Origin of the sequence: Zhongshania aliphaticivorans, from assembly GCF_902705855.1 — a bacterium.
Lineage (GTDB): Bacteria > Pseudomonadota > Gammaproteobacteria > Pseudomonadales > Spongiibacteraceae > Spongiibacter > Spongiibacter aliphaticivorans_B.
In genome coordinates this window covers 219,312-236,083 of sequence record NZ_CACSIJ010000014.1, presented here as the reverse complement: position 1 = coordinate 236,083, position 16,772 = coordinate 219,312, and the positions used below count along the sequence as shown (strand labels likewise).

General features: G+C 49.0%; 14 protein-coding genes. 3 read left to right on the top strand and 11 right to left on the bottom strand.

The window, feature by feature from the left end:
• The first annotated feature begins 121 nt into the window (after positions 1–121).
• Positions 122–661: a pyridoxamine 5'-phosphate oxidase family protein gene (locus tag GVJ32_RS13130; RefSeq protein ID WP_159240556.1), complete on the top strand. Its 540-nt coding sequence runs from the start codon at positions 122–124 to the stop codon at positions 659–661.
• A 234-nt stretch (positions 662–895) separates the two neighbouring features.
• On the opposite strand, the gene GVJ32_RS13125 is transcribed toward GVJ32_RS13130, so the two are convergent.
• Together GVJ32_RS13125 and GVJ32_RS13120 are read right to left on the bottom strand one after the other, a co-directional pair.
• Complete coding sequence (locus GVJ32_RS13125) at positions 896–2,773, bottom strand: N-acyl-D-amino-acid deacylase family protein (RefSeq protein WP_159240555.1); 1,878 nt, start codon at positions 2,771–2,773, stop codon at positions 896–898.
• Positions 2,774–2,791: 18 nt separating this feature from the next.
• Positions 2,792–3,409 carry a TetR/AcrR family transcriptional regulator gene (locus tag GVJ32_RS13120; RefSeq protein WP_159240554.1) on the bottom strand — a complete coding sequence of 206 codons (618 nt, stop codon included), beginning with the start codon at positions 3,407–3,409 and terminating at the stop codon, positions 2,792–2,794.
• 149 nt (positions 3,410–3,558) lie between these two features.
• Between GVJ32_RS13120 and GVJ32_RS13115 the strand changes: the two genes are divergently transcribed.
• Positions 3,559–4,467, top strand: coding sequence for an alpha/beta fold hydrolase (locus GVJ32_RS13115; RefSeq protein WP_159240553.1), 909 nt, complete (start codon positions 3,559–3,561; stop codon positions 4,465–4,467).
• 76 nt (positions 4,468–4,543) lie between these two features.
• On the opposite strand, the gene GVJ32_RS13110 is transcribed toward GVJ32_RS13115, so the two are convergent.
• The 4 genes from GVJ32_RS13110 to GVJ32_RS13095 form a co-directional block, all read right to left on the bottom strand.
• Positions 4,544–5,155 (bottom strand): hypothetical protein, encoded by a 612-nt coding sequence (locus GVJ32_RS13110; RefSeq protein ID WP_159240552.1) that lies wholly within the window; start codon positions 5,153–5,155, stop codon positions 4,544–4,546.
• A gap of 132 nt (positions 5,156–5,287) precedes the next feature.
• Positions 5,288–7,420 carry a xanthine dehydrogenase family protein molybdopterin-binding subunit gene (locus GVJ32_RS13105; RefSeq protein ID WP_159240551.1) on the bottom strand — a complete coding sequence of 711 codons (2,133 nt, stop codon included), beginning with the start codon at positions 7,418–7,420 and terminating at the stop codon, positions 5,288–5,290.
• Positions 7,417–7,890 carry a (2Fe-2S)-binding protein gene (locus tag GVJ32_RS13100; protein WP_159240550.1) on the bottom strand — a complete coding sequence of 158 codons (474 nt, stop codon included), beginning with the start codon at positions 7,888–7,890 and terminating at the stop codon, positions 7,417–7,419. The genes GVJ32_RS13105 and GVJ32_RS13100 overlap by 4 nt, the downstream gene beginning before the upstream one ends.
• Before the next feature lie 232 nt (positions 7,891–8,122).
• Entirely contained in the window at positions 8,123–9,568 is a 1,446-nt protein-coding gene (locus GVJ32_RS13095) for a coniferyl aldehyde dehydrogenase (RefSeq protein ID WP_159240549.1), read from the bottom strand.
• Positions 9,569–9,769: 201 nt separating this feature from the next.
• Between GVJ32_RS13095 and GVJ32_RS13090 the strand changes: the two genes are divergently transcribed.
• The gene (locus GVJ32_RS13090) at positions 9,770–10,453 is read left to right on the top strand and encodes a hypothetical protein (RefSeq protein ID WP_159240548.1); all 684 of its coding nucleotides are present in this window, start codon (positions 9,770–9,772) and stop codon (positions 10,451–10,453) included.
• Between the two features lie 62 nt (positions 10,454–10,515).
• Here GVJ32_RS13090 and GVJ32_RS13085 read toward each other — a convergent pair whose 3' ends face one another.
• From GVJ32_RS13085 to tkt, 5 genes are all read right to left on the bottom strand, one after another.
• Positions 10,516–10,905 (bottom strand): hypothetical protein, encoded by a 390-nt coding sequence (locus tag GVJ32_RS13085; protein ID WP_159240547.1) that lies wholly within the window; start codon positions 10,903–10,905, stop codon positions 10,516–10,518.
• 381 nt (positions 10,906–11,286) lie between these two features.
• Complete coding sequence (gene fba, locus GVJ32_RS13080; protein WP_159240546.1) at positions 11,287–12,351, bottom strand: class II fructose-bisphosphate aldolase; 1,065 nt, start codon at positions 12,349–12,351, stop codon at positions 11,287–11,289.
• A 91-nt stretch (positions 12,352–12,442) separates the two neighbouring features.
• Entirely contained in the window at positions 12,443–13,612 is a 1,170-nt protein-coding gene (locus GVJ32_RS13075; RefSeq protein WP_159240545.1) for a phosphoglycerate kinase, read from the bottom strand.
• Positions 13,613–13,742: 130 nt separating this feature from the next.
• Positions 13,743–14,744, bottom strand: coding sequence for a type I glyceraldehyde-3-phosphate dehydrogenase (locus GVJ32_RS13070; RefSeq protein ID WP_159240544.1), 1,002 nt, complete (start codon positions 14,742–14,744; stop codon positions 13,743–13,745).
• Positions 14,744–16,741: a transketolase gene (gene tkt, locus GVJ32_RS13065; RefSeq protein WP_159240543.1), complete on the bottom strand. Its 1,998-nt coding sequence runs from the start codon at positions 16,739–16,741 to the stop codon at positions 14,744–14,746. The genes GVJ32_RS13070 and tkt overlap by 1 nt, the downstream gene beginning before the upstream one ends.
• Between the last annotated feature and the right edge of the window lie 31 nt (positions 16,742–16,772).

The following is a 16,772-nucleotide window of genomic DNA, read 5'->3' as shown; positions in this document are numbered from 1 at the left end:
ATCATGACACTTTGTCTTAATTTGCGACGTGAATTAAATATAAATACCCACAGCGCACAAAATAAACAGGCCAGTTTCCAGTTATGATTGTCATTAAATTTTCATCGATACACTATGCGCTATGGATTTAACAACCTTACCCCACACTCTTTGGCGGGAGCTCGAGCTAGCCAAAGACGATCGACAACATGCTTGGCGCACACCGGTGCTCGCGAGCATTGATAACGACGGATCACCTCAAGCCCGCACGGTAGTCCTAAGAAATGTAAATAGCGATTCTCAGACACTGCAATTTTTTACCGACTGCCGCAGCCCCAAAATTAAGCAGATGATTGAGTCACCGAAAATTCAACTAATCTTCTGGAGCAACGCGCTGAAGTGGCAGTTGCGAGTAAGTGCGCTCGCAACAATTGAAACTGCAGGTACTACAGTAGATGCTGCATGGCAACAAGTTGAACTAGGTCCTACACGACAGGACTATCTTTCGCCTCTGGCTCCGGGTGATGCACTGACTACCGAACTATCGACAGAGCTAAGCAGCACTCACAATTTAGCAATAATCACCGCAAAGGTGAATCATATGGATTGGCTGTATTTAGATCCCAAAGGGCACCAACGGGCAGAATTTTCCGTAGAAACACTCCGCTGGCTAATTCCATAATGATTGCTTACTCAAGTGCCGGGAAATATTTCAGATGTAAAACTTTAGATCCCATCCCAGCTCTAATAGCACCAAATTGATACTAAGCAATGAGTTGCATCTTCAACTCTATATTGAAGCTAACGACAACCCCTTTGCCCTAGGCGCAACGACGATATCCGTCTAGGAAATAGGCAAGAAAACCCTCGCGCCACGTATCGATACTGCAATCATTTCTAACGAGAACAGTACGCCCTAGCTTGCTGTCGCTCTGAGTAAACGCCCCATTGGCTTGTTACCAAATTGGCTGGAGAAATCATCATTTTCCCAGGCGACATTACCGGCAATCATTACCAGCGGCACCACACCGTCGGAGCGATTCACTAATTGATCGTGATTGTATTCGGTGCGGAACTGGCGAATAACGTGGGCTTCGCCGTCGTAGTTCGCCAGCGCCTGTGGGTCAACTAAAATCAAATCTGCAGTATCCCCTTCGTTGATCGTGCCGCCTTTAACACCAAAGAGATTTGCGGCATCTTTGGTAAGTCGCTTCACCATATACGAGACGTCTTTATCACCGCCACTGGAGGCGAGTTTGAGGCTGCGCAAATTAACATCGTAAAACGCCATATTGGTCAGATGCGCGCCGCAGTCGTTGAAGCCTGGCATAAGCAGGGGATTCATTAATAATTCGCGAATAGTCTCTGGGTTGCGGTTCGCTGTGACTGTGCTCCAGCTAAGGTCAAGGTCAAAGCTACGCAACAGCTGCAGCATAAAGTCCGCTTCGTCGCTGATCCAAAAGAAATCACTGTTAATGATCTCTTTTTCTGCGTCATTACATCCGCTCGGCGTCTCGCCGCGTTTAATCGCGATGATGCGGTCCAGCAGGTGCTGCATATTCAAGCCTACCCAATTATCAATTGGGCAGCCCTCCACGGTCATATCACTTAAGTTGCGATTGAAAGCATAGTCTTCCATATTGAGAATACGCTTTAGCCTCGCCACGCTCCAGCCATGCTTACCCTTTAGCCACATTACCCTAAACGCTTTAATGTAATCGGCGTCATTCAGGATACGTAGCCGCGCGTCGCGATCTTCAATGTCGGTTTCATTCAGCTTTCTAAGCTCAGGTATCTCTTCTGACAGTGGCGTTACTGCACCATCTGACCAAACTTTAAACGGCGCACCCAAGGCCTGAAGATGAAAGTCACCGCGGAGAAATTTGGAATTTAAAACTTTGCTAAGCAACTTCGCTAAGCGTAGAAGTTTCCGGTTATTCGCCACATCTAAGGCAGCGACGACCGTGGTTCGCAATGGTCGTTTATGCAGTCTGCCACTGGTCAACAAAAACGTTTTTAAGGTGTTAATCGCACTGTCTTTTGGTGGTGTTGCCTGCCATACCGCGCCGTTGTCCCGCACGACCTGAGTCAATGCTTTAATTTCTTCGTATTTGGCAAATTGGGTGGGGATAGTTTTTTCGCAATTCGGCTGATTAGCCAAGTAATGAAAGGGCAAGGCGTCGGTCGAAAAGCCCGCGTAACCCAGTTTAAGCGCAGCGCCCAAGGTAGCCTGCATGTTCTTTAATTCACTGTCACTTGGGTCGCGGCTAATACTGGCATCAAATCCCATGGCATCAATACGTAACATTGAGTGCGGAAATAAGGTGACGACATTGGGGCCGAGATTTAGCTGCTCTAGATGTTCCAAATACGCTTTTGGTGAGTCCCAGTAAACTTTGTCTGCGCAGCTGCGCAACAAGGACTTTGGTAAATTCTCGACCCGAGCAAAGCAATCGACGATGGGGTCTATATCGCCGCTGCGCTGATTGCCGAACGCCAAACCTAAACTACAATTCGCGATAACAACCGAGGTCGTACCGTGCCGCACCGACTCGGGTAAACCGGGCGCGACTTCGAGCTCTAGATCGTAGTGGGTGTGAATATCAAACAGCCCCGGCATAAGCCATTTACCACTGCCGTCGATCACCCGTGTCGCGCGCTCCACATCTAGATTTTTACCACGTGCCACAATTTTACCGTTGGCTATGGCAATGTCTTCTACAACCGCGGCTTCACCGTTATTAAAGATCTTTGCATTCTGAATCAGGGTGTCGACTATCACTGATGAACTCATGGCTTATTATCTCTATTTTTATAAGTTATCAAAATAACTGGCGAGCATGGCTGCGCCCAGTTGTAATGTAAGGGCTTTCGATTGCCTTGGGCTGCCAAATACCTGGCGATGCACCAAGCCCTCTGCCATGGCAAATAAGTTAAAGGCAACGGCATCGGCGTTTTCAATATTGAAGCGATTCACAAACATCAGTACGCGGTCATATAGCATTTTTTCGCCCTGGCCTAAAATTTCGGCCAGTTCCGGATCGAGTTCTTTGCGCTGCTCTAATATTTGATGAAGCTCAGGTGCTTGCTCATGAAAAGCATAGATAAGCTCCAAAACATGGTGAAAAATCCGTTCCGTGGCACCCGGTTTTACAGAGGCTTTTTCCACCTTGCTACTAAGTTCAAGAAACTCGGTCGCCGACGGCACCTGTTGATAAAGCTCTTCCATGCGCTGCTTTGCTATGACGCGCAACATGTCTTCTTTATTTTCAAAATACTGATAAAAAGTACCCGTCGCGACGCCCGCTTTGCTTGCCACGATCTTTGCCGTGGTGTTGTGATAGCCGTAGCTAACAAAACACTCGCTTGCCGCCGCGATTAAGGCGGCGTGTTTTTGTTTGGCTCTCGCTTGGCTTGGTATGGCTTTCATTGCGTGGCTCTAATTGTCGACTTGTACGGCGTATCAAACCGTTGATCTACGCAATATAGCCAAAACTTGAACTAGACGTCAAGTTCAGTTTTAATAGCAAAACATTAGTCCACTCTATTTGCGTAATGCATGGTTATATTGGGGTAAACATGAACACTCAAAATAAAAGCAATTTAAATACAGCCCTTGTCAGCTGGAAAGCCAGCGGAGAGTGGCTAGAACTCAAGGGCCATCAAATATTCGTTAAAGACGACGGCGCGAGCGACCTCCCGGTATTGCTGCTTATCCACGGATTTCCAACCTCAAGCTGGGACTGGCATAGCATTTGGGATACGCTAAAATCACGCTTTCGCCTAGTCACACTCGATATGCTGGGCTTTGGCTATTCAGACAAACCCAATGTGAGTACCTACTCCATTCATAGCCAAGCCGATATTGTTGAGGCGCTGGTAGCGGCCAAATCCTTAAAAGAATTCCATGTATTGGCTCACGACTACGGCGACACCGTAGCCCAAGAGCTATTGGCAAGACAGCAACAAGGCGTCGGCGTGGGCACATGGCTGTCATGCTGTTTTTTAAATGGCGGCTTATTTCCTGAAACACACCGCGCAATATTGACCCAAAAATTACTACTGAGTCCCTTGGGCCCAATACTCAATAAGCTATCTGGCTATAAACAATTTAGCGCTCGATTTAGTTCCGTATTTGGTGAACACACCAAACCCACCGAAGAAGAATTAGGGCTCTTTTGGGCGCTCATTAATGAGAAAGGCGGAAAGCACATATTTCACAATTTAATTACCTATATGCGGGATCGTAAACAGCATCGCGAACGCTGGGTGGGCGTCCTACAAAAATCAACTATACCGCTGGCCTTAATCAATGGCTCAGTAGATCCCGTCTCTGGGGCACATATGGTCGCACGCTATAAAGAGCTAAAATGTCGTTTAGATTACTTAGGTGAATTGGCGACCATTGGCCACTACCCTCAGGTCGAAGACCCTGTAGAGGTCGCGCAGCATTTTTTGAATTTTATTGATGGCCAAAGGCTAGAATAGCTATTCCACCCTTGACGACTAACAATAAATGAACATCATTATTTAACGTCAGCCCATGCATGACTATGCTCATTTACTACCGGCTAGCATTGATGACGACGACTTTAGATTTCTCCTTCTCGTCACCAGCAGGCAACACGGCATCTTCACCGTCTAGCTTAATCAAATACGCCAACACGTAGGCTGGCGGAAACTGCGCCACGGTATCTCGTCCCGGTTTTTTAGCGTCAAAATACACCGCCAAGCCGTTTGTCATAGCGTCTTTCAACTGATCATGACTTAGGTCTGCGGTAACAACTTCGCGCTGATCACATTTGAGGAAAGCACTTGAGCAACGAGAAAACCGACGCTCTTCAGCATTAAATGTCAGTTGCTGCCCGTCGGCCAAAGTGGCCGCACGGTAGTAGCGCCAGCCCCCAACGTATCGCATCTCCAACAATACCTGATGGCGCGTTATGCCTTCGTCATCGACAATAGTGCGAATATAGCGTTCGCTGAAGTCGTCAACCCAGCCTTTTGGGATCCGTTTAGTAATGCTCATACCGCGCAGCACCGAATCGCCATCGGCGCCCACTCGATGATACTGAGTAAGCTCAACCATTTGCTTCACAGTTAACACGTCTGTGGTATCTGCCTGCGCCGCCATCGACAAACATGCACCTAGCAACATTGTAATTAGCCGTTTCATACACCCTCCTTCGGGTTATTACCCTTTATTATTCTCCAAGCACGATAACTGTGATCCACAGAGGGAGCACAGTTATCGCATACAAAATTGACCTTTCAGTCAATATATACGGAGGGCAGATGAAAACGGATTTTATGCGGTGAAGTAATCGCCCCCAACCGGTAATTTACGTAGGCGCGTGCCTGTCGCCGCAAATAGGGCATTTGCCACTGCTGGCGCAATTACCGGCGTGCCGGGCTCACCCACCCCCGTAGGCGCTTCTGCAGATGGAACGATGTGCACCGAAACCTCTGGCATATGACGCATGCGCAGCACTTTATAGGCATCAAAGTTACGCTGCTGAGGCTTGCCGGTTTTTAGGGTAATTTCGCTGAACATCAGCGGCGATAGGCCAAAACCAATGCCACCTTCCATTTGCGCGGCAATCACATCGGGATTAATAGCCACCCCACAATCCACAGCACACGTCACTTTGACGACCTTGAACTTGCCGTCCTTCTGCGCTGCAATCTCCGCCACCTGAGCAACATAAGTACCAAACGACTTATGCAGCGCTACGCCGTGAAAATGCCCCTCAGGCAAAGACTTAGCCCACTGCGCTTTTTCCGCAGCGAGTTTGAGAACGCCCGCATAGCGAGGCTCATTTTTTAACAGCGCCAAACGAAACTCAACGGGGTCGCGCTCGGCCTTGTGAGCCAGCTCGTCAATAAAGGTTTCTACCGCATAGGCGGTGTGAGTAGAGCCCACGCTGCGCCACCAAGAAATAGGCACGGCTTCTTGGGTGTTGTGGGACTCGACACTAAGGTTGGGAATTGCGTACGGCAGATTTGATGCACCTTCGACCGAGGTGTGATCGACGGATTTTCCCGCCCCCATAATAGACTGACCAACAATACGCTGCTGCCAAGCGCTTAGCTCACCCGACGCATCCAGCGCGGCGGTCAATTTATGAACATACATAGGCCGATAATAGCCGCTGAGGGTGTCATCTTCGCGGGTCCACACCAGCTTAACCGGCGCGGAGCCACCCCAGGCTTTGACAATTTCTGCGAGTTCAACAGGGTAATCCGACCCAACCGTTGCCCGACGACCAAAGCTGCCACCGGCATATAAGGTATTAATGGTGACTTGCTCTGCGGCAATGCCGAAAACCTTGGCCACGTTTTGCTGATCCCAGCTCTGCCCTTGGCAGCCATACCACATCTCTACGCCTTTGCTGTCCTTCTGCAAGGCGCAGTTCATGGGTTCCATTGCCGCGTGAGCCAAAAAGGGAAATTCAAATTCCGCTTCCAAAACATGCTTGCCGCTGGCCAAGGCTGGCGCCACACTACCTTTTTTAGCCGCGCTTAAACCGGGTGTATCAGCCAGCTTTTTGTAGTCGGCAATAATGTCTTCTGAGCTGCGTTCGCTGCCGCCCTCCCACTGCAATTTTAGGGCATCACGGCCTTTTTTCGCCTGCCAAAAACTATCGGCCAATACCGCCACACCACTGGGAATTTTCACCACGGCCTTAACACCGGGCAGCGCTTTCGCTTGACTAGCATCGACAGATTTTAGGGTGGCACCAAATAACGGCGGGTGGGCCACCACAGCGGTTAACATGTCGGGTAATTGCACATCTTGGGTAAAAATCGCGGTGCCATCGGTTTTACCGCTGTCTTTCCGGCTGAGCTTGGCCTTGCCAATGAGTACAAATTCACTGGGATTTTTTAAGGTGATTTTCTTGGGCATTGGCTGCTTAGCGGCCGCTGCCGCCAGGTCACCAAAGCTCGCCTGACGACCTGACGCCGCGTGAATCACCTTGCCCGACTTAACCGTGAGACTTGAAACCGGCTGCTTCCAGCGCTCAGCGGCGGCGGCAAGTAACATCGCTTTAGCGGTAGCACCCGCCTCTCGCATTTGAGTATAGGAATTGGCAATGGCCGTGCTGCCGCCAGTAAGCTGAAAGCCCATGGACAAATTCGCGTATTTTTTGGTATTGGCCGGCGCAGCTACCGCTTTAATCTGAGACCAATCTGCGTCCAGCTCTTCAGCAACAATGGTTGCCAAACCGGTATACGTACCCTGCCCCATTTCCAAATGCTTTATGGTAATGACGACGGTATTGTCCGGCTGAATAGTCACAAAGGCATTCGGCTCAAAATCTGTCGCTTCGCCAGCGGCCAATAACTGACCGCTAATACTCATACCTAGCGTCAACCCCGCTCCCGCCTGCGCGCTGCGAATAAGAAACAGTCTGCGGCTTAATCCTTGCACCGTACTCATGCCGCCACCTCTTTTGCCAAGCTCGTTGCGGCCTGTTTAATCCCGGCGCGAATCCGCTGATAGGTAGCACAGCGGCAAATATTGCCCGACATAAATTGGTCGATATCGTCATCGGTGGGCTGCGGCTTATCCCGCAGTAACTTGGCAGCAGACATCAGCTGCCCCGACTGGCAGTAACCACATTGGTAAACCGCAAGCTCATCCCAGGCAGCTTGCAAGGCCTTGGCCTGTGGGCTGACTTCGCCCTCGATGGTCGTCACGTTCTGACCCTCTACTGCCTGTACCGGCAGCGAGCAGGACCGCATGGCATTGCCATTAAAATGCACAGTGCAGGCGCCACATTGAGCAATGCCACAACCAAACTTGGTTCCGGTCATTTTCAGCTCATCACGCAAGACCCATAACAATGGGGTATCGGGCGCGACATCAACTTCAGCCGGCTTACCATTAAGAGTAAAATTTATAGCCATGACGAATCTCCGTTTGTTCCGGTGAGCATTGCGTTTCAAAAACAGGAAGGGGTAGTAATTAGCAGTATAAATAAAGTGCTGAGCTCGGACGCCCGCAGCGATACTAAAATGAAAATCTAGGTTTAAGCGAGCATACTGTACGCATACATTATCATATTCAACGGGCTACTCAACTAGGGTATTGAACAGCACGTTGATCAAAGAAAAACGAACAAGGCTAAACTTTACCGCCTCAACTCTTAAACTTCACTAAAAATTCATAAAACCCAGTCGCGAATTTACCGTAAGGTGGTCGCAAATATTTCATCGGCGAAAACGCCGGCTGATAGTAGATCGGCCGCAATTTAGAGAAGGTCACAAAACCTTCATAGCCATGATAATGCCCCATGCCGCTGGGACCAACACCACCGAAGGGAATGTCGTGCTGGGCAACATGGAATAGCGCATCGTTAACGGTTACGCCGCCCGACATAATACGCTCAATGTATTGGTCTTGTAGCGCCCGCTTATTGGTGAAGGGGTAAATTGCCAGCGGACGGTCATTGGCATTAACGTAATCAATCACCTCACTTGGCTGATCGTAGCCCATCACCAACAACAGTGGCCCAAAGGTTTCTCGGCTGCGGATATTCATCTCAGCAGTGGTATCTAAAATCAAATGCAGCGGCATCTTACGCGTCGCGGGGTCACTGCCCTGATCCCCGTGTAAATTAATCACCCGCGCACCTTTGCTGCGGGCATCTTCCAGCGTGCCTTCAAGACGCTGCAAGGAGCGAGCATCAATAATAGATGTGTAGTCAGGGCTATTAATATCTGGGCAGTGTTTTTTCACCCATGCTTGCGATGCACTAACAAACTCTTCAATTTTGCTTTGGTGAACAAACACATAATCAACATTGGTACAGATTTGGCCGGCATTAAACTGCTTAATAAATAGAATGCGATCTACGGCTTTCTCCAAAGGATAATCTGGATCGACAATGGCTGGCGCCTTACCGCCCAGCTCCAACACCACTGGCGTTAGATTTTTTGCCGCCGCCGCCATAACTGCGCGACCAGTTTGGCCAGAGCCCGTAAATACTAGTAAATCAAACGGTATCGTTGAAAACTCAATCCCTACCTGCCCGGTCTCTTCAAAGAACATTAATTTTTCTGGTGGGAAATAATTAGGCACTATCGAGATTAATAATCGAGTAAGTGCAATGGAGTTTTCAGACATTTTCACCATTGCGCGGTTACCCGCCGCAAAAGCTGCGGTAATTTGCGTCATGCTGAGGTTAATCGGAAAATTCCACGGAATGATTAGACCTACCACACCTAACGGCTGGGGAATCACTCTATTTTTACCGCCCGGAAACATCATCTGGTCAACATGACGACGCTGAACCTTCATCCAGCCTTTCATCTTTTTAATAATGCCGTTGATACCGTCAGTCACCGTGATGATTTCGGCGAATAAACTTTCGTGGCGTGAGCGATTGCCATAATCCTCTGATATAGCAGAAATTATCGCATCGCGGTTTTCATTAATCATTCGCTTCAGAGTCAGCAGGTCTTGCTTGCGCTGATTATAATCCGGCATAGGCGCGGCCAGATAAGCCCTACGCTGGGCATGGAAGGCCTCTTGTAGAATGGATGCCTGTTCAATATTTCCAGCTATATCAACACTGCTATTCATGTCGCATTACCCCTTCCAGATTATTGCTCAATATATTTGATTTATTATGTGACGAATTATCTATCTAATCATACACCCTGTAATACATCAGGTCGCCATCCCCCAGATCATGTCTATTAACGCCACTCGAAATAGCATTACTAGATTCAAATCAAACAAAAACCTACNATAGATATAATTAAACATAATAAGGACACCACAATGCTCTCACGATCCCACTTGGCCGGCGCATGGTCAGGCTTCGCGTTCATTTTCTTACTTGGGGTCGGTATGTTGCTATTCGCAAACTATATCCCTGCTCATAAACCCAGCGCATCCGCAGCAGAAATAGCACTGATATACCAAAACAACGTAACTGGCATTCGAGTCGGTATGATATTTATGATGCTGGCATCCGCTTTTTATATCGCGTGGAGCATAAGCCTGTCGGCAGCAATTAAAACGATAGAAGGTGATAACGGCTTTTGTAGTCCTGGGCAATTAATGGGCGGCACCATTGGCAGCTTGTTTTTTCTACTGCCCGCCTTTTTCTTCGAATTTGCCGCATTCAGACCCGAGCGCGATGCCGAGCTCATTTTATTATTAAATGACATTGGCTGGTTGCTGCTCATAACCCCTGCGCCACCGTTCTTGCTGCAAGCTATTAGCCTTGGCGCTGCCATACTCATAGACAAAAATTCCACACCGATATTCCCACGCTGGACCGGCTATTTCACCATGTGGGTGGCCGTATTACTTATCCCAGCTATGCTGCCGTTTTTCTTTAAATCTGGCGTATTTGCATGGAACGGCTTATTCCCATTTTGGGTGCCACTGGGTATTTTTGGCGCGTGGATTAGTATAATGAGTTACTTATTATTTGCGTCTATTAAACGCCAAGCCTGACCTTATCGCATGCTGCGCCTGTAGCGCCGAAAAAACAAAGGGGGCTGCGCCCCCTTTAATATTTATACTTCTAGCGTTCGCCAATCTACTTTAAGCTCTTTTGCCCAAGTTTTAATTACCTTATCTACCTGTGGCGCGCGCGTTTCAGCAACTTCACCCGTTTTAGAATTTTTAAAGGTACGCAGTGGCCGTGGCGCAGCTTTTTTTCGGGCTTTCTTAGCTACCGGAGTAACACTCGCTTTAGCAACTACATTTTTTGTACCCGGCTTTCTACCGCGCTTTTTAGCAGGCGCAACGGGTGCCGAAGGTACAGATGTAAGAATTGCTAATAAATCCTCTGTGCTTTGACCATGTTTGGTCATCAGCGCTTGCAGATCTGATATGAATTTGAATTTTTGATCCAGCGCTTTATGCTCTTCCTGCAATTGCTTCTGCAGCATTGAAATATCCATAAACAACCTTTTAAAGTAATAATAATTAAAAATAAAATAACACAAGCTATGAGCCGTTATGATAACAACAACTCATTTAGCAAAATTCCATTTATCGGCTTTGATTACAGGGCACTATAAAAGTAATAAAAGCCACGACGCGCCAACTCTAAACATAAGAAAAATATTTTCTTGGGAAACGCATCTACGCTAACTATCATTCCGGACATGCATGCGGCGGCGATTCTAGCACATATTTTATGACAACACGGAGAGGAAAAATTTCATTACAAAAATTGGTAAATAAGAATTTATTAGCGGGGATAATGCGAAGAAATATACAGCAGCGCCAGCTTACTAGATATGACTGCCAGATAAATATCCGGCAGTCATAAAAGAGATTTACTTAACTTTAGGATTTAAACGGCCAGAGTCATACTCCATATACATAGCTTCTAAACTCATCGGTTTAATTTTAGAGGCATTACNAGCCGTACCAAAGGCTTCGTAACGCGCGATACAAATTGCCTTCATTTCTTTGATCGTTTCTTGCAAATATTTACGCGGATCAAACTCGCTTGGATTTTCGGCCAAAAAGCGACGAATTGCGCCAGTTGATGCCAAACGCAGATCGGTATCGATATTCACTTTACGCACGCCGTATTTAATACCTTCAGCAATTTGTTCAACCGGTACGCCGTAAGTTTCTGGAATTTCGCCGCCGTATTTATTAATAATCGCCAACCAATCCTGTGGCACGCTAGAGCTACCATGCATTACCAAATGCGTATCGGGAATGCGTGCATGGATCGCTTTGATACGATCAATCGCCAGAATATCTCCTGTAGGCGGACGGGTAAATTTATAAGCGCCGTGGCTAGTACCACAGGCAATTGCCAAGGCATCAACGCCGGTTTTGGCAACAAAATCCGCAGCTTCTTCTGGGTCAGTCAGCATTTGATCGTGGGACAATATGCCCTCTGCGCCAACACCGTCTTCTTCGCCGGCTTGACCGGTTTCGAGCGAACCCAGGCAACCCAACTCGCCTTCGACCGATACGCCACAGGCGTGCGCCATATCAACCACTTTACGGCTTACATCAACATTGTAATCGTAATCAGCCGGTGTTTTGCCGTCTTCTAATAAAGAGCCGTCCATCATGACCGAGCTAAAACCCAGCTGCATAGAGCGCTGGCAAATAGCTGGGCTGGTGCCATGATCCTGATGCATAACCACTGGAATTTCAGGGAATTCTTCAATTGCCGCTAAAATCATATGACGCAGAAAAGGCGCGCCGGCGTATTTACGAGCGCCAGCAGATGCTTGCATGATAACGGGGCTGTTGGTCTCGCGTGCCGCCTCCATAATGGCGCGGGTTTGCTCTAGGTTATTAACGTTAAATGCAGGAACGCCATAACCGTATTCGGCGGCGTGATCCAACATTTGACGTAAACTGATAAGTGCCATTAGTGATTTCCTTTTAAACTCATTAATAATTCGTATGGTCGGAGGTCAGAAGTCTGAAGTCCGGCGAACAGTTCGCGTCCGACGCCAGACGTCAGACAGCCCCACCAGCCCGCTCTTCTAAGATCGCTACCGCTGGCAATACTTTGCCTTCTACATATTCTAAAAACGCACCACCGCCGGTCGAGATATACGACACCTGATCGGCAATACCAAACTTATCAACAGCGGCTAGGGTATCACCACCGCCGGCAATGGAAAATGCGCTGGATTCGGCAATCGCGCGGGCAATATCTTCGGTGCCATCAGCAAATTGATCGAACTCAAATACGCCAACTGGGCCATTCCATATAATAGTGCCCGCTTGTTTCAAAATTTCGGCAAGACAAGCTGATGACACGGGGCCAATATCAAAAATCATATCGTCGTCGCCGACATTCTCAACCGGACGCAAAGTTGCTGGTTCATTAGGATCGAATTTTTTACCGGTAATCACATCCGTCGGAATCGGAATATGACACTTCTCCATCAGCGCTTTTGCTTTAGGGATCAAGTCTTCTTCATACAAAGACTTACCCACGTTGTAGCCCGCCGCCGCCAGGAAGGTATTAGCAATTCCACCGCCCACGACTAGTTGATCTACTTTGTCAGATAGGGTTTCGAGCACTTCTAATTTAGTCGATACCTTTGAACCGCCCACGATGGCGACAAAGGGACGCGCTGGATTCGCCAATGCGCGCTCTAGGTTATCTAATTCACTGGCAAGCAAAGGGCCAGCACAGGCAATCGGCGCGTATTTGGCCACGCCATGGGTAGAAGCCTGCGCACGGTGCGCGGTGCCAAAGGCGTCCATCACGAATACATCGCAAAGTGCGGCGTAGGCTTTAGATAAAGCCTCATCGTCTTTCTTCTCGCCAGTATTAAAGCGCACGTTTTCAAGCAGCGCGAGCTGGCCATTCTCTAGCGATACGCCATTCTGCCAGTCATCTAATAGCGCGACCGGTGCACCCAGTGCCTCACTTAAATAATCGGCAACGGGCTTGAGCGAGTATTGCGCATCAAACTCGCCTTCAGTCGGACGACCAAGATGAGACATGACAATCACTTTCGCGCCCGCTTCTATAGCCAGCTTTAACGTCGGCAAGGCCGCACGCAGGCGAGCATCTGAACTGACTTTACCATCTGCAATGGGGACATTCAGATCTTCTCGAATTAGCACGCGCTTGCCGGCTAAATCCAAATCCTGCATTTTAATTACTGCCATGTTTATTCCCTACTTTTCCGAGAGTCACGTTCAGATAAGCCAGCTAGGCTTATAAAATTTAAAATTAAACTGCGCACAAGAATTAACTGACACGTCACGCATAAGCCGCGCAGATCACAAATAAAATAGCTTAGGACAGCCAGTACGCGGTCACATCCAACATGCGGTTTGCATAGCCCCATTCATTGTCGAACCAGGTAAATAAACTCACCAGTTCGCCGGCCACACGGGTCTGCCCCGCATCAACAATCGCCGAGCGTGGGTCGTGGTTAAAATCACATGATGCCAGCGGTTCGTCGCTATAACCTAAAATGCCAGACAATCGACCATTGGCCGCCATCTTTAACGCCGCATTGACATCTTCGGCACTCACATCTGCGTTTAAGCTGACCGTTAATTCCATCGCCGACACATTGTGAGTGGGAATGCGGACCGCACGTGCGGCAAAACGACCATCGAGCTCAGGGATAATACGCCCAATACCCGCCGCTAAACCGGTATCGACCGGAATCATCGATTGACCTGCCGCACGGGTCTTTCGCAAATCAGTGTGATGATAAGCATCCAATACCGGCTGATCGTTCATTGCCGAATGGATAGTGGTAATACAACCAGAGCGCACCCCAAAAGCCTTATTCAATACATCGATAACCGGCACTATGCCGTTTGTCGTGCAAGACGCGTTGGACGCAATGCGCTGCTCAGGATCAAGCTCCTGATGATTTAGGCCGTAAACAATCGTCGGAATACCCGGCTCACCCGGCTGAGACAACAAGACATGGCGAGCGCCACGTTCAATATGTGCCTCTAAATCCGCATAGCGGCTGATCACACCAGAACATTCCAATACCACATCGACGTTGTGACGAGTCCAATCTACATTCGCCATATCGTCGTGATGACTTACCGCGATAACGTCGTCATTAATGACTAAGCTACCGTGACGATGCTCCACCGAGCCGGGGAAGCGGCCATGAGTACTGTCGTATCTTGTCAGGTGCGCAATGGTCGCCAAGTCTGCTGGTTCATTAATAGCGACAATTTGCATTTTTGCCCGCAAAGGCGATTCGTAAAGGGCGCGCAATACACAGCGCCCTATGCGGCCGTATCCGTTTATGGCCAGTCGCAACATCAGTCTAGGCAATCCTCAACGGCTTCAACAACCGCGTTAGTGGTGATACCAAAATATTCAAACAGCGCATCGGCAGGTGCAGACTCGCCAAAGCTGTCCATACCGATAATGCGACCATCCAAACCAACATACTTGTACCAGTAATCGCGGTGAGCCGCTTCAACGGCAACGCGGGCAGGTACATTGCTAGGCAATACTGACTCGCGGTAATCGCCATCTTGGCTGTCGAACACATCGCTGCTTGGCATGGATACAACACGCACTTTTTTGCCTTTGCCGCTTAAAATTTCTTGAGCTGCCATCGCCAGCTTCACTTCTGAACCTGTAGCAATAATGATGGCCTCTGGCTCGCCGTCGCAATCGCTCAACACATAAGCACCACGAGCAACATTAGCCAATTGCTCAGCATCGCGCTGCTGGTGCGGCAAGGCTTGGCGAGTAAAGATTAATGCACTTGGGCCATCTGTGCGCTCAAGAGCCGCTTTCCACGCTACCGCAGATTCAGTCATGTCGCAGGGGCGCCACAAGGACATATTTGGGGTGCCGCGTAAGCTGGCAATTTGCTCAATTGGCTGGTGGGTTGGGCCGTCTTCGCCCAGACCGATGGAGTCATGGGTATAAATATGAATCACCCGCTGCCCCATGATCGCCGCCATACGCACCGCATTACGGGCGTATTCCATAAATACGAGAAAGGTTGAACCGTAGTTTATGAAGCCGCCGTGAAGCGCAATGCCGTTCATCATTGCCGACATGCCGAATTCACGAACACCGTAGTGCAGGTAATTACCGCTGGCGTCATCGGCGTTGATCGCTTTAGCGCCCTTCCAAATAGTTAAGTTTGAACCCGCCAAATCGGCAGAACCACCTAATAGCTCTGGCAGCATGGCGCCATAGGCATCTAAGCAAAGTTGTGAAGCTTTACGGGTAGCAACGTCTTTAGATTCTACTTGGCACTGTGCAATATAGGCATTGGCCTTAGCAGCGAAGTCGGCGGGTAAATCACCTGCTGCGCGGCGACCAAACTCTGCCGCCAACTCTGGGTATTTAGTCGCGTAGGCTTCAAAGGTTTCATCCCATGCCGCTTCTAGGGCGGCACCTTTGTCCTGCGCATTCCAGTCGTCGTAAATTTCTTCAGGGATTTCAAACGGCGCATGCGGCCAGCCCAAGGCTTCGCGAGTCAATGCAATTTCTGCATCGCCCAGTGCCGCGCCGTGACTTTCTTCTTTGCCCTGCTTATTTGGTGAGCCTTTACCGATGATGGTTTTGCAGCAAATGAGCGTTGGCTTGTCTGTTTCTGCGCGTGCGGCTTCGATGGCGCGAGCGATCTCGGCACTATTGTGGCCATCAACGGCGGGAATAACATGCCAGCCGTAAGCTTCAAAACGCGCTGGAGTATCGTCGGTGAACCAACCTTCTACTTCACCGTCAATTGAAATACCGTTGTCGTCGTAGAACGCAACCAGCTTGCCCAAGCCTAAAGTCCCAGCAAGTGAACACACTTCGTGGGAAATCCCTTCCATCATGCAGCCATCGCCGAGGAAGGTGTAGGTGTAATGGTCAACAATATCAAAACCATCACGGTTAAATTGCGCGGCCAATACTTTTTCTGCCACCGCCATACCTACCGCATTGGCAACACCTTGGCCCAACGGGCCTGTGGTGGTTTCTACGCCAGGTGTGTAACCGTATTCAGGGTGACCCGGCGTGCGGCTATGTAACTGGCGGAATTGCTGCAAATCTTCAATGGCTAAATCGTAGCCTGTGAGGTGCAACAAAGAGTAAATGAGCATAGAACCATGGCCGTTCGACAATACAAAGCGGTCGCGGTTAACCCAAGACGGGTTGTTTGGGTTGTGCTGTAAATAATCGCGCCATAATACTTCGGCGATATCCGCCATCCCCATTGGAGCACCGGGGTGACCAGAATTGGCTTTCTGAACGGCATCCATACTGAGGGCGCGAATGGCGTTAGCTAGATCACTGCGAGAGGGCATTGGTGGCTCCTGAAATTTTAGCGGGCTGCAA

Excerpts from the sequence above, each read along its gene's own strand:
- GVJ32_RS13125 (WP_159240555.1), bottom strand. The coding sequence starts at position 2,773 with ATGAGTTCATCAGTGATAGTCGACACCCTGATTCAGAATGCAAAGATC.
- GVJ32_RS13095 (WP_159240549.1), bottom strand. The coding sequence starts at position 9,568 with ATGAATAGCAGTGTTGATATAGCTGGAAATATTGAACAGGCATCCATT.
- GVJ32_RS13075 (WP_159240545.1), bottom strand. The coding sequence starts at position 13,612 with ATGGCAGTAATTAAAATGCAGGATTTGGATTTAGCCGGCAAGCGCGTG.
- GVJ32_RS13090 (WP_159240548.1), top strand. The coding sequence starts at position 9,770 with ATGCTCTCACGATCCCACTTGGCCGGCGCATGGTCAGGCTTCGCGTTC.
- GVJ32_RS13130 (WP_159240556.1), top strand. The coding sequence starts at position 122 with ATGGATTTAACAACCTTACCCCACACTCTTTGGCGGGAGCTCGAGCTA.
- tkt (WP_159240543.1), bottom strand. The coding sequence starts at position 16,741 with ATGCCCTCTCGCAGTGATCTAGCTAACGCCATTCGCGCCCTCAGTATG.
- GVJ32_RS13115 (WP_159240553.1), top strand. The coding sequence starts at position 3,559 with ATGAACACTCAAAATAAAAGCAATTTAAATACAGCCCTTGTCAGCTGG.
- GVJ32_RS13085 (WP_159240547.1), bottom strand. The coding sequence starts at position 10,905 with ATGGATATTTCAATGCTGCAGAAGCAATTGCAGGAAGAGCATAAAGCG.
- GVJ32_RS13120 (WP_159240554.1), bottom strand. The coding sequence starts at position 3,409 with ATGAAAGCCATACCAAGCCAAGCGAGAGCCAAACAAAAACACGCCGCC.
- GVJ32_RS13100 (WP_159240550.1), bottom strand. The coding sequence starts at position 7,890 with ATGGCTATAAATTTTACTCTTAATGGTAAGCCGGCTGAAGTTGATGTC.
- GVJ32_RS13070 (WP_159240544.1), bottom strand. The coding sequence starts at position 14,744 with ATGTTGCGACTGGCCATAAACGGATACGGCCGCATAGGGCGCTGTGTA.
- GVJ32_RS13105 (WP_159240551.1), bottom strand. The coding sequence starts at position 7,420 with ATGAGTACGGTGCAAGGATTAAGCCGCAGACTGTTTCTTATTCGCAGC.
- GVJ32_RS13110 (WP_159240552.1), bottom strand. The coding sequence starts at position 5,155 with ATGAAACGGCTAATTACAATGTTGCTAGGTGCATGTTTGTCGATGGCG.